A 13,572-nucleotide genomic window follows, 5' to 3' on the forward strand; every position below is an offset into this window, starting at 1 on the left:
TAGTATTGATGTATCCTACAATTGTTCGAAACAATTTAACAATATCACTTATTTTATAAAAACAAAAAAAGCGTATCATTTCTGATACGCTTTTTCGGTTAATTAAGGTTGTTATTTTAATCTAAATGTTTAGGAGTAAATCCGTCATCACTTAGTTCTCTGTGCTCGTAATCAGCCTTCATTTCAGCCTCATAGTCTGTTTTCTCATGCTGACCCATTCTTCTTAGAATTGAATCAAACAGAGAGTATACTACTGGTACGATGATCAAGGTAAGGAATAAAGACGATGTTAAACCACCGATAACTACCCAAGCCAGACCTTTATTAAATTCGGCTCCTGCTCCACTTGCCAATGCAATTGGCAACATCCCGAAGATCATCGCGATGGTTGTCATAAGAATAGGACGAAGACGAGCATGGTTAGCCTGAATCAAGGCATCGTGTGTATTTGATCCTGCTGCTTTTCTAGCATTGGTAAAGTCAACAATCAGGATCGCATTCTTCGCCACAAGACCAATCAACATGATCATCCCTAACATCGTAAAGATGTTCAGTGAATTTGCTGTTAAGGCAAGGATAACCATAACTCCGATCATCGCAAGCGGAATCGAGAACAATACCACAAACGGATAAACAAAACTGTCATATAAGGAAACCATTACCAGGTAAACCAATACGATAGCCGCCAATAAGGCAATACCTAAAGTACCGAAACCTTCCTGCTGGTTTTCCATATCACCACTCCAGATGTAATCCACTCCGATAGGTTTTTTATCGCTCTTCATGAACTGGTCTGCCCATTCATTCGCAACATCCCCCACCGGTCTACCTACCGCCTTTGCTCTTACTTTTACGGAAGGAGATTTATCTCTACGCTCAAGTAAGCTTGGTCCTGAACCCATTTTCACTTCTGCAAACTGACTCAAACGAACCTTTTCTCCTCTAGGATTTGTGAACATCAGGTTCTTAACATCATCAATAGACTGTCTGTTCGCATCACCGAAACGGATATTGATATCATATTCATATTCTCCGGCTCTGTATTTCCCATCTGTGTTTCCGTTGAATGCTGTCTGCATTGTTTGTCCTACACTCTGAAGATTCAAGCCTAAAGAAGCCATTTTATCTCTGTCTATATTTACCTGAACTTCAGGGTTACCGGTATCTGTTGATAGTTCAGCATCTACTGCCCCGGGAACTTTTTTCAACAGTTCCAGAATTCTTGTTGCCTCTTTTACTGCTGTAGCATTATCAGGAGCTGTTACAACCATTTCGATCGGTGCATTTTCAGCACCCAGGATACCAATTGGAGCCGTTTTAAACTCAACTCCTGTAAATTTCTCTTCTAATGCTCTTTTTACTTTAGCTGCTTTGATGTTCGTACTTTCAGCACGCTCAGATTTATCAGTAAGGTTTACCTGAACTTCAGACTGATAAGTCGTTGCCTGAGCTCCACCAAAACCTGTTGACTGCTGACCAACAGTGGTAATCAGATCCACAACATCTTTATCATTTCTTAAAAACTTCTCTACATCTAAAGTTAACTGGTTGGTCTTTTCAACGGTCGCATCTTTTGATAATTCCATTTGAACTAAGAACTGACCACGGTCGATTGGAGGGAAAAATTCACCACCAATGAAACCAAATGCTACCAACATGAACGAAGAGATCAGAATAATAAAGGTGATCACTACCGTTGATATCCTTCTTAACGTTGACTTCAGACACCACTCAAGAATGCCTGTGATCCAGTGTGTGAATTTATCAATCAGTCCTTCAAACCAAAGAATGAATTTTTCAAACCAGTTTTTACCTGTTAAGTGCTCCAGCTTACCAAATCTTGATGATAACCAAGGGATAATGGTAAATGATGCCAACAATGATAATAAGGTTGCAATAACAACCGTGACGCAAAATTGTCCAAGGATGTTTGCTACAAGACCTGAACTCATTGCAATCGGAAGGAATACCACCACGATTACCAATGTAATTGCAGCAACCGTAAATCCAATTTCAGACGCTCCATCATACGCAGCCCTGATCTTACTTTTACCCATCTCCATGTGACGGTAAATGTTTTCCAATACCACGATCGCATCATCCACAAGGATACCAACCACCAGGGATAGTCCTAATAAACTCATCAGGTTCAGTGTATACCCCATCAGGTTCATTCCAATGAAGGCTGCAATTAACGAAGCCGGAATAGAAACCATTACGATAAAGGCATTTCTGATACTGTGAAGGAATAATAACATCACAATAGCTACAAGGACGATTGCCAGGAACAAGTCAAAAATAACGTGGTTGGCAGATTCAAGAGTAAAATCCGTAGTATCATTTACTACCTTCACTTTTATCCCCTGAACTTTATACGCTTCTTCTACTTTTGCTATGGTTTTCTGAACACTTTCAGATACAGCAACCGCATTCGCATCAGACTGTTTCTTAACCTGCATTAAGATCGTCGGAAACTGGTTAAATCTCGCCACTTTCTCAACATCTTTCTGAGAGTCGAAAACAGTAGCAATATCGGATAAACGAACCTGAGCTCCATCTTTATTGGAAACAACAAGGTTGTTCATTTCCTGGATCGATTTATATTTTCCCGATAATCTGATCGTAGATTTTGTCGTTCTCGATTTCAAACTTCCCGTAGGGAAATCCAGGTTGGATGAAAGGATAGCCTGCTGAACATCTCCGATGGAAAGTCCATAACCCTGCAATTTTTTCTCATCAAGATTCACCTGAATCTCTCTTTCCTGTCCACCTACAAGATCAACCTGTGCTACTCCGTTTACACGGGAGAAAATAGGCTCTATTTTTTTATCTAAAAGGTCATAAAGTTCTTTGTTATTCAATTTATTCGAAGAAACACTCATCGTAATAATAGGTAAATCATCCAATGAGAATTTATTCAGTGAAGGCGGATCTACATCATCCGGAAGATCTTTAAGAACTGCATTTACTTTACGCTGAGCATCATTCAAAGCATAATCCACATCCGCACCATCGTTCAGCTGAACCATGATCACGGATAAACTTTCATATGAAGAAGACTCTACTTTTTTTACATTTTCCAAAGAACCTACGGCATCTTCAATTTTCCGGGTTACGGAAGTTTCCACCTCTGCAGGCGAAGCTCCCGGATAGGTCGTAGAAATTGTTACCATATTGGTTTCAAACTTCGGAATCAATTCGTATCCCATGAGTGTATAACTCAGGATACCCCCCAGTGTCAGAATTGTAAATAATACAATTACCAACGAGGGTCTTTTGATCGATATTTCTGCTAACTTCATAAGTCTACTACTTTACAATATTGATTTTTGACCCATTATCCAAGTTGATCTGTCCGCTGGTAATTACCTGTTGACCTTCAGTAAGACCTGTAAGAATCTGTACTTTATCTCCGTACACTTTCCCGATCGTTACTTTGATCAATTTGGCAGTTCCATTTTGAACGATAAACAACTGGCCAGAGCTCACCCCGTTTACAAATGCTTCCGCAGGAACAGTAAGCATGTTCTGAGTTTCAGCTCCGTTGTTTGTTTTGAATACTGCAGTTGCATACATACCGGCTTTCAGGTTTCCTTTGTTCGGAACTTCAATTTCTACCGGGAAATTTAAAGAAGCATCACTTTTAGGAGCAATAAATGTAATTCTTCCACTGAAAGAATCTTCAGGTAGAACATTTACGCTAATTGGAACTACCTGACCTAACTGGATTTTCCCAACCTGGCTTTCATCCACCAGAACGGAAAGTTTTAAGGTATTGATATTAACGATCTCAAACATGGAAGTTCCCACTGAAACTACAGTTCCAGGCTCCACCATTTTTTTATTAATTGTACCACTGATCCCTGCCCGGATGCTGGTATCATTTACTCTTACACCCTGAGCTTTTACAGCAGCCTGCATATTTTTAAGCTGTAATCTTGAATTATCAAGCTGTTGCTTGGTAACTCCTCCTGTTTTATAAGCATTTTCATAACGCTGATTGTCGATAATTGCGTTTTGTAAGTTATTCTGAGCCTGTGATACATCTACCTCAATAGCATCTCTTTTAATAGTTGCTAAAGTCTGACCTGCAGAAACTCTTGAACCTTCTTTTACTAGAACACTTACAATACGTCCTGCAATTTCAGAAGACTGATTCATTTCCTGCTTTGGAAGAAACGTTCCATTCGCTGAGTAATCCGTATCGATATTTTCTCTCTTTACGGTTACCACATTAACGTTGATCTTATCAACCTGCTTGGCAACTTCTTTTACTTCCTGTGTCTGTTTTTCTTTGTTTCCCGCAATCTTATAAGCTGCTAAACCAATAAGTACAGCCGCTACGATGATATATATTAAAGTTTTTTTCATTTTAGTTTATTATTGGTTTTCTAATGTATTTAATTCTCCTTTAGCTTTGATCAGTTTTATCTCAGCCTGCTTATAATCCAGCAATGCATTCGCATAATTCTGTTTTGCCTGAGTAAGAGCATTTTCAGAATCCAGAACTTCTGTAAGTGTTGCTAAACCATACTGATAATTGGATTGTGTGTTGCTTTGAACCCTTTCTGCCAGTCCTACATTATTCTTCATGCTTTCGATATTGATGATCGCATTTTCCATATTGGAAATAGCATTTTTATAATCCAGGTTTAGGCTAAGCTTAGTTTTCTCAATATCCTGATCCAGATCCTGAATATCGATTTCGGCCTGTTGAATCTGAGCCTTGGTTTGGCCACCCATAAAAATCGGAACTTTAATGGCTAGACCTATGGAAGCAAAATCACTCCAGTTGGTTCCCTGAGAAGATCCTGTGAAATAAGGAAATTTATTTCCTAATCCCTGCCATCCGTAATTGGCTGTTAATCCCACGGTAGGATAAAGATAAGCTTCTGTTGCTTTTTTACTAAACTGTAATAACTCTCTTTGTTTATTTAGTACTTTTAATTCAGATCTTTGTTCCAGGCTCACATTGGTTGCTAAAAGCTGCGGATTGGGTTCAATTGTTTTTTCTTCAAGCTCAATCGGTGTTTCAATAGGAACTCCCATATAAAACTTCAATGAATTTTTAGCCACTTCCACCCCGTTGATCAGCTGTTGCCTGTTCGATCCTATATTATTAAGCTGAACGTTGGTACGGTCCAGGTCTATAGATTTAGCAAGGCCATTATCAACTAAGCTTTTGATCACATTTCTTACCCTTTCCGTATTAGCATAACTGGCTTCAATCGTCTTAAGATTTTCTTCCTGAACAAAAACCTGATAATAAGCTGTCGCTACATTTTCAATGATTTGTTCATTGGTCAGCTGTGAATTAAGAATATAAAACTCACGGGTAGATTTAGCAGCTTTTAAACCGATGAATACTCTCTGGTCAAAAATATTCTGGTTAAGCGTTACAGAGTTTACAGACTGCCATTTTGTTCCGAATGTCACCGGAATCATCTGTCCCGGCATTCCTAAAATCTCACCAGGAAGAACAGACTTCTGTAAAATAGGATTAAAAGTATTGCTGATATTAGCACTGATCTGCGGTAAAGCACCGGCTCTGGCTTCATCAATTTTATATTCAGCTTTTTTTACCTGTAAAGCAGCTTTCTTAGCTTCTGCCTTATTTTTCAGGGCCTGCTGAATGGCTTCTTTTAAAGAAACCTGTTGCTGAGCATGTACCGATGAGTAACCGAAAATCATAAATGCTGCAGCTATCCCTATTTTTAGCTTTTGTGCAGTTATACGTTTTCTTTTCATAATTTTATTACTTCGTTTATTTTTTTAATAGATGTTCTTCTTCAAATACTTTATTCCTAAAGGACGGATCATATTTAAAAATACTTTAAGCTTTTAACTAATTTTTAAATAAAATATTCAGTATGATCTCTTTTCTCTCTGATATGATCTTATCAAATTCTTTATCACTGATCATTAGATTCTCCATCAAAAGAGGACGTATTGCGCTGGGAAATACCAATAAAGAAACCATATTCAGAATAAATTGGATAGGTTTCATTCTCTCTATATTTCCTGCTTCCATTTCCGTTTCAATGTCTTCATACATCTTTTTCAAATCATCTTCCTCTATATCCTTCTGATGACAATTCCCTTTATTGATCTGTGAAACAATATAAGTTTCCAGATAAGGATATTGAAGGCTTGTTGATAAGCTGCCTTCTATAAACTGGCTTATTTTCTCTTTAAAAGGCAGATCGGAATTCTGTATAATTTTAGATTTCTCTTGTTCTACTTTTTGCGCTTCATTAAATACAATCTGCATCAGATTATCTCTGGAACGGAAATAGTAATTAATAAGCGTTCTATTCACTCCGGCTTCATCTGCAATCTCTTGCGTAGTAGCATCAAACTTCCCTTTCACAAAGAATAGGTGCTTCGCAGTTTCTTTGATCAATTCTTGTGTTTGGTCTTTTTTTGCTTGATTTGACATTTTTGTTAAACAAATTTGTGCAAATGTAGATCAAATTTTTTTTTTGACAAAATTGTTAAACAAAATAATTAAATGAATCTCATGATTTACATCATGTTTTAAAACAAACACTTACAGATGAATGATTATTAATCCCGATAAAGTGAGGCGTTTTTATATATTTGCCGGAAATTAATAATAGATGCGGAAAATTTTATTTCTTTTATCAGTGTTCACTTATGGACTCACATTTTCTCAAACCAAAGCTATACAGGATAATCAGTATTTTTTTTACGAAAACAAAGGCCAGATTGTTGATCAGGATGGAAAAGAAAATACTGATGTAAAATATTTGTACAATTCAGCAGGGCTGAATGTTCAACTTCGATCTAATGGGTTTTCTTATGATGTATACGAAACGAAAAAGACATCCAATCCTAATTCCCAAAAATTTAAAAAAGATAAATCTTTAAACGCTAAAACGTATTATGAGGATGAATTCCTTTACGAACATTTATTTCATAGAGTTGATATTGAATTACTAAATTCAAATAAAAGTGTTGCAATTATTGCGGAGGGAAAATCTTATGATTTTGACAATTATTACAACATTCCCAATAATTCTAAAGGAATAACCAATGTACACAGGTTCCAAAAAATAGTATACAAGAATATTTATTCAAATATTGATTTGGTATTTTTTAAACCAAAAGACACTATGAAGCCCATTGAGTACAATTTTATTATCAATCCAGGCGGAAAAATTTCAGATATAAAAATGAAATTTAGTGGGGCTCCAACCTCAATTAAAGATGGTAAGCTTACCTTGGATATGCGTTTTGGAAAAATGCAGGAAAATATTCCCAACAGTTGGATTAAAAACAAGAATATAAATGTAAGTATTCCCGTTTCTTTTAATGATATTGGTAATCAAACTTTTAGCTTTAATACTCCAATTGACATTTCCACTAAAACTATTATCATTGATCCGGTTCCAACAAGAATCTGGGGAAGCCATGCGGGTGGAACAGGTGATGATTATGGTAGAATAAAAACTGATAGTCAAAATAAGGGTTACTTATTTGGTACCACCAGTAGCTATACTAATTTTGCTACTTCAGGTACCTATCAACAGAATCTTGCCGGTGGACTTGACTCTTTTTTAATGAAGTTGACGCCAAGCGGACAAAGACTTTGGGGAACATATTATGGTTTTGGAATGACTGATGTTTTCATGGATGTTGATTTTGACGAAGATTTTAGTATTTATGCCGGGGGAACTATTCAAAGAGGACCATACAATGAAAATATTGTTTTAGTAAAATTTGACAATAATGGCGCTCTTGTCTTTCAAAAAGAATTTGTTTCCAGCAGACAAGACAAGCTTAATTCCGTTTCTTATAATCAAAATAAGATATATATCGGAGGAGATGCTTTCAGTTCTGATTTCCCAACTGTGAATGCAATGCAACCAACAAAATCTACACCTCTTGGATATACAGATGGAATTTTAGCCTCTTTAAATTCAACAACAGGTAATGTAGATTGGGCAACTTATTTTGGGCAAAGTGATGGTTCAACTTCTATTTTCCATATTTTTTCTTCAAACAATGATCTTGAAATAATTGGAGCTACACAATCTTCAAATATCCCCATGATTAATGCCTTTCAATCTATAAAAGGTGGAGAATCAGACGGAATCTATATTAAATTATCGAAACAAGGAAACACCATTCTTCGATCAAGCTATTATGGAAACGCAGGATCTGAACTTGTGTTAAAAGCAAGAATTGTAAATAATATTTTAATTCTTCCGGGAAAATATACTACAACTGCTTTTCCTCAGGGGCAGCCAGGAATTTGGCGGGTTAACCTTGCGAATAATACCGTTACAAAAAACTACTTTAATTTTCATGGAGATCCTCAATTATTAGCATATCCTGACACTTCGGGAAATGTTTTCTTCACAGGTTTACATTTCAATGGCCTTCCGGATATATCGACTCCCGGTGCCTATATGGGAATGCCGGCACAATATAATTCTACATTTTTAATTAAATATAACCAAAATGATGTAAAGGAATGGGGTACTTATTATACAGGAAATGGTGCGACACAACAAGGAGAGGTAACAAAAGATAATGATGATGCGATTTATTTAACAGGAATGTCAGGTGGAAATACATCAGGTATCGCAACCCCTGGAACATTTCAGCAATTACCTGGTGGTGGAAACGATATTTTTATTGCTAAATTTAAGGATTGTACATCAGCCACTACAGTAACCTCAAACTCTCCTGTTTGTATCAATTCTTCCATCCAATTACATGCAACCGGGGGAACAACATATAGCTGGACCGGACCTAATGGATTTAGTTCTGCCCAACAAAATCCTACTATTCCGAATGCCACAGCCGCTAATGCAGGGACATATATCTGTCAGGTATCAGGGTCAGGCGGTTGTGACGGAAGCTTCACTGTAAATGTAATCGTAGGAGATACTGTTGCACCGGTTCCAAATATTGCCAATATGCCGGATGTCACAGGAGATTGCCATACTGTAATTTCAACTTTCCCAACAGCAACTGATAATTGCGCAGGAATTATTACAGCAACCACAACAGATCCGCTTTCTTATTCTGTTCCGGGAACTTATATAATCCACTGGACATATAATGATGGTCATGGAAATACGGCAACACAAAACCAAAATGTAATTATAACCTCTCCGGCTCTCCCTGCAACACAAAATTTACAACAAACATTTTGCGCTACTAATCAGCCAAAAGTTTCAGATATTCAGATCAGTGGTCAGAATATAAAATGGTATGATGCATCAGGAAACCTTTTACCTTTAAATACAGGGCTTGTAAGCGGGCAAACCTATTATGCTTCACAAACCATTAACAACTGTGAAAGCAACAAAATAGCAATTCAGGTGACAGTTAATTCCACTCCTAAGCCAGCAGCAAATGCTACTCAGGATTTTTGTGCCTCTGCCAATCCTACGTTAGCTAATCTGGCTGTTACGGGAACATCACTCGTGTTTTACAATGCGGGCGGGAATATTTTACCTCTCAGTACACCACTGGTACATGGACAAACGTATTTTGTTACTCAAACATTGAACGGATGCGAATCTGAAAAGCAGTCCATAGCTGTTACATTGTCCATCAATAATGTTCCTGCTCAGGATGTCACAGATGCTTTATGCAATACTTCTACCGGAACAACAATGGCTATTAATCTTCATTCGTATGAAGGAAATATTATTCCTAACCCGCAAAACTACACCTTTACTTATACCGATAGTGCAGGAAATACGATTCCAAATCCTTCAGCTTATATGATGAGCATTGGCTCAAGTGTTATTCATGTAAAAGTATCTACCCCCGATGGATGTTTTATAGTGATACGATTAAGCTTAACATTAAATCCAAAGCCTAAAATAAGTCTTCCAGAAAACATTGATTTTTGCAAGGGAAAAACATTAACACTCGATGCAGGAAGCGGATTTGCTTCTTATCTATGGAATACAGGAGCTACAACACAGACTATTGTAGTATCCGTTCCCGGAAACTATTCTGTGAAAGTAACCAACAGTTTCGGATGTGAAAGCATTGCAAATACGCAGGTTAGCTATTCTGTTTTAGCTGAGATCGTTTCTGTAACAATTGCTAATAGTTCTGCAACTGTTTTACTTTCAGCTAGTGGAAACTATGAATATTCACTGGATAATGTGACATGGCAGGATTCCAATGTCTTTAATAATTTAAGCATGGGAGAATATACTGTTTATGTAAGAACAAAATCAGGTTGCATCATTGGCCAGAAAAACTTTTCTATATTCAATATTCCTAATGCAATTACTCCTAATGGTGACGGGATCAACGATAAATGGAAGATAAGAGGCCTTGAAAATTATACAGGAACTGAAGTCGGCATCTATGATAGAAGAGGTATTCCGGTATTCAAAGATATCATCAGTAAAAAACCTTTTGAATGGGACGGAAAATACAATTCATTACCATTGCCTACAGGAAGCTATTGGTACATTATAAAGGTTTCAGATGGGCGATTATACAATGGATGGTTGCTGATTAAAAATAGAGAATAAGATAAATATTTAAAATTAATTTAACAAAGCGAATAATGAGAACAATTTTTGTGCTTTTACTAATCCTTTTATTTTCCAGCTGTAATGCACAGTTCGACAAAAACAATTTAATAAATGATTGGTATTTATATAAATTAGAAACGAAAGATGGTAGTAAACCATTTCTTTTAAAAAACATTTCAGAAAAGAATTACAATATAATTATAAATAAAAATGATTATCTTCTTGTTAATAATCAAACATTATTTAGCTCTTTTAGAGATTCGAGATTTAAAACCAATTACAATCTAATTCAAAATAGGTTAGTTACATCTAGTGAGTCTTCTTTAACAATAGAGAAATTAGGAAAAGATAGTTTAATTTTATCTCAAAATATTAAGGGTTTTGAAGCAAAAGATCTCCTTAGATATTTCTATGTACGAAAAGATATTGTCCTTCAAAATGAAATTAAAAAAAATTTAAATAAAGACACCTTAATAGCTAATAACATATTAAGCCCTACATTTAAAAACCCACTAAGTACAAGGCAACTTAAAGACCTGACTATCACTAAACCCTTTTCAGTAAAGGATAGGCCAATTAATTACAAATTTAATGGTTATATCTTTATCAATGTTCAAACTAAAACTGTTACAATTAAATTAATCTCCTTTGATAACGAGTTATTAGATCAAATAAATAAGAAAAGTAAAGATTTAATTAAGTTTAATAATTGGGATGTTGCCTCTTTGAATAATTTTAAAATAATTAAAATACCTTTTGCTTTTGAAAGTTATTATAAACTAAGTAAAGAAATTGAGAGCTATGGAGAAATATACAGCTTTTATTCCATCGACTTTAATTCAAATAATGAAGAGAATATCTCTTATCAGCAAACTCAAAAATCTAGTTCATTATTTAATCAAGCTTTACTTGAATATCAAAACAAAAATTATATAAAATCAATAGAGTTATTTGATCAAGCATATAAATATAATCCTAAAAAACTAGATGCTTATTATAATTCTGCCGCTATCAATTTTGGAATAGGTAAAAAAGAAGAAGCCTGCAAAATTTGGGAATATCTAAAAAATGAGGGACAAAAAATTGCAGAAAGTGAATACAATTTGAAATGTAAAAATTAAAATATAAAACGAGCAGAAAATTCTGCTCGTTTTATATTTATAATAATCTGATCTTATCCTCCATAATATCGATGATCTTATCTTTATAAAGACCTCCGATTGCTTTCTTGAAGTTCTTTTTACTCATCTGGATTTCATCTTTGATCTCCTCTGGAGTAGATTTATCAGATAGATAAAGAAGACCATAGTTCTCCTCTAATTTGGTAAGGATTTTTTGCTTAAATGCATCAATATTTTCAAAACCTTCAGGCTGTAAGGAAACGTCAATCTTACCGTCTTCACGAATGGCTTTAATGTAGCCTTTTTCTTCAGATAACGGATATAGCTTTTTGAAAACATCAGAAGCATAGATCAATCCTATGTATTTTTTATTGATGACAACATTCCAACCCAGTTCACTTTCATTCATCATGATCAGATCTACTTTATCCCCTTTCTGGAAGGGCAGATTTTCATATTGAGGATTCCTTTTAAACTTTGTTGTTCCCGTGATCAGTTCCAGATCCTCATCTACATAAAGATATACCAGATATCTCTTGCCTTCAATAATTTTGGATTTTTGTTGCTTATAAGGAATGAATAAATCTTTAATAATTCCCCAATCCATAAAAGCACCACTAGGTAAACTCTGAACACTGGTCATTACTGCATACTCTCCTACTTCAGCCAATGGAATTTCAGTCGTGGCTTTTAATTTACCATCATCCTGATACACAAAAACTTCAATTTCATCCTCAATTTCCTTATCTTCCTGAGCGAAAACCTTTGGTAAAAAAGCCTTTTCACCCGATTCATCGATCAGGATCCATCCTGAATTATTTTTTTCTGAAATTTTTAAAGTTTGAGTTCTTCCGAGTTGCATTGATGATAAAATTAGTCTGCAAAGGTACGGAAATATAAAATGACTCCTTCAGAAATAATTCCGTCAACTTCTATTTCCCTGAATTTCCTGATTTAATTTTATTAATCCGAATACCCAATACCAGTTTATAAAGAGGTCTGTTTTAAAAGAGAACTTAGCTACAAAGTTGATTATTCAGCAATCAGTTATTAAGTTGTCTGAAAACGAATCCGGATTTCGTTCAGCTTGTTATACATTGTGTTTAATAATTGATCCGAAAGCTTGTCAAGATTAAAATGTTTGGCCAGGATAAACCTTAATTGATCAGGCTTAGTAATTTCAAGACTTTCTTTTCTTCCATCATTTCCGCGTATAGTGAATGCATGATTAAAAAGGGAATATCTGGATTTTTCATCTACACTGGAAATCATAAGAGATTGAACAAATACAGAATCAGGTCCAGTGGCCACAAACCAATTTGCCATTTCCAGGTCAGGCTGCTCCACTTCTTCAAGTGAAAATTTATAGATCGGAAGCCATTCTTCCTTCAAAACTTCCAACTGATAAAAAATGTCATTGTTAACCAATCGAAACACTCCATTTGGAGTTTCCTGTTCTATATTTGCCTGAAGTAATATGGGTGAAGTAAGCGTCATTGAACCGAACCCCACGTCCACAAGGTATTTCAGACCCTTAATTTCTGTAGTGAGCATCATGTGTGATCTTGCCGTTGCTTTACCATTGGCACTATTCCACAGGACTCTGGCCAGATGCATTTTAATAGTAAACCCTAAGTTCGTCAGGATATTTTTAAACAGTATATTTTGTTCATAACAGTATCCACCTCTTTGAAGTGTAACCAGTTTATGGAAAATGGCACCTATGTCTAAAGAAGGAACGATGCCCGTGAAAGAATCAATATTTTCAAATACAATATGTTTAGGATGCAACTGATGTAATTTCTGCAAGCCTTTCAGCTCGCCGTTATCTTCATGGTTCCAGTACGTTCCCAACCGTTTTAAATACAATTCCAATTCTGATCTTTCCATAATTTAAATTTAAAATTTGTCTA

8 protein-coding genes are annotated in these 13,572 nt (G+C 35.7%); 2 read left to right on the forward strand and 6 right to left on the reverse strand.

Annotation, left to right across the window (positions count from 1 at the left end; translation table 11 throughout):
• Positions 1 to 116 precede the first annotated feature (116 nt).
• From G9C87_RS04585 to G9C87_RS04600, 4 genes are all read right to left on the reverse strand, one after another.
• Positions 117 to 3,302 (reverse strand): efflux RND transporter permease subunit, encoded by a 3,186-nt coding sequence (locus G9C87_RS04585; protein WP_172278617.1) that lies wholly within the window; start codon positions 3,300 to 3,302, stop codon positions 117 to 119.
• Positions 3,303 to 3,309: 7 nt separating this feature from the next.
• Positions 3,310 to 4,371, reverse strand: a complete 1,062-nt coding sequence (locus G9C87_RS04590; protein ID WP_172278619.1) for an efflux RND transporter periplasmic adaptor subunit — start codon at positions 4,369 to 4,371, stop codon at positions 3,310 to 3,312.
• 9 nt (positions 4,372 to 4,380) lie between these two features.
• Positions 4,381 to 5,748 (reverse strand): TolC family protein, encoded by a 1,368-nt coding sequence (locus tag G9C87_RS04595; protein ID WP_172278621.1) that lies wholly within the window; start codon positions 5,746 to 5,748, stop codon positions 4,381 to 4,383.
• Between the two features lie 97 nt (positions 5,749 to 5,845).
• Entirely contained in the window at positions 5,846 to 6,439 is a 594-nt protein-coding gene (locus G9C87_RS04600; protein WP_172278623.1) for a TetR/AcrR family transcriptional regulator, read from the reverse strand.
• Between the two features lie 181 nt (positions 6,440 to 6,620).
• Between G9C87_RS04600 and G9C87_RS04605 the strand changes: the two genes are divergently transcribed.
• Together G9C87_RS04605 and G9C87_RS04610 are read left to right on the forward strand one after the other, a co-directional pair.
• Positions 6,621 to 10,535 carry a T9SS type B sorting domain-containing protein gene (locus G9C87_RS04605; RefSeq protein WP_172278625.1) on the forward strand — a complete coding sequence of 1,305 codons (3,915 nt, stop codon included), beginning with the start codon at positions 6,621 to 6,623 and terminating at the stop codon, positions 10,533 to 10,535.
• 35 nt (positions 10,536 to 10,570) lie between these two features.
• Positions 10,571 to 11,659: a tetratricopeptide repeat protein gene (locus G9C87_RS04610; protein ID WP_172278627.1), complete on the forward strand. Its 1,089-nt coding sequence runs from the start codon at positions 10,571 to 10,573 to the stop codon at positions 11,657 to 11,659.
• 37 nt (positions 11,660 to 11,696) lie between these two features.
• Here the strand turns inward: G9C87_RS04610 and G9C87_RS04615 are convergent, their stop codons facing one another.
• Positions 11,697 to 12,521: a S1 RNA-binding domain-containing protein gene (locus tag G9C87_RS04615; protein WP_172278629.1), complete on the reverse strand. Its 825-nt coding sequence runs from the start codon at positions 12,519 to 12,521 to the stop codon at positions 11,697 to 11,699.
• A 188-nt stretch (positions 12,522 to 12,709) separates the two neighbouring features.
• On the reverse strand, positions 12,710 to 13,549 hold the full coding sequence (locus G9C87_RS04620; RefSeq protein ID WP_172278631.1) for an arylamine N-acetyltransferase family protein: 840 nt from the start codon (positions 13,547 to 13,549) through the stop codon (positions 12,710 to 12,712).
• Positions 13,550 to 13,572 lie beyond the last annotated feature (23 nt).

The sequence above is a fragment of the Chryseobacterium sp. LAM-KRS1 genome (assembly GCF_013184525.1).
Classification (GTDB): Bacteria; Bacteroidota; Bacteroidia; order Flavobacteriales; family Weeksellaceae; genus Chryseobacterium; species Chryseobacterium proteolyticum.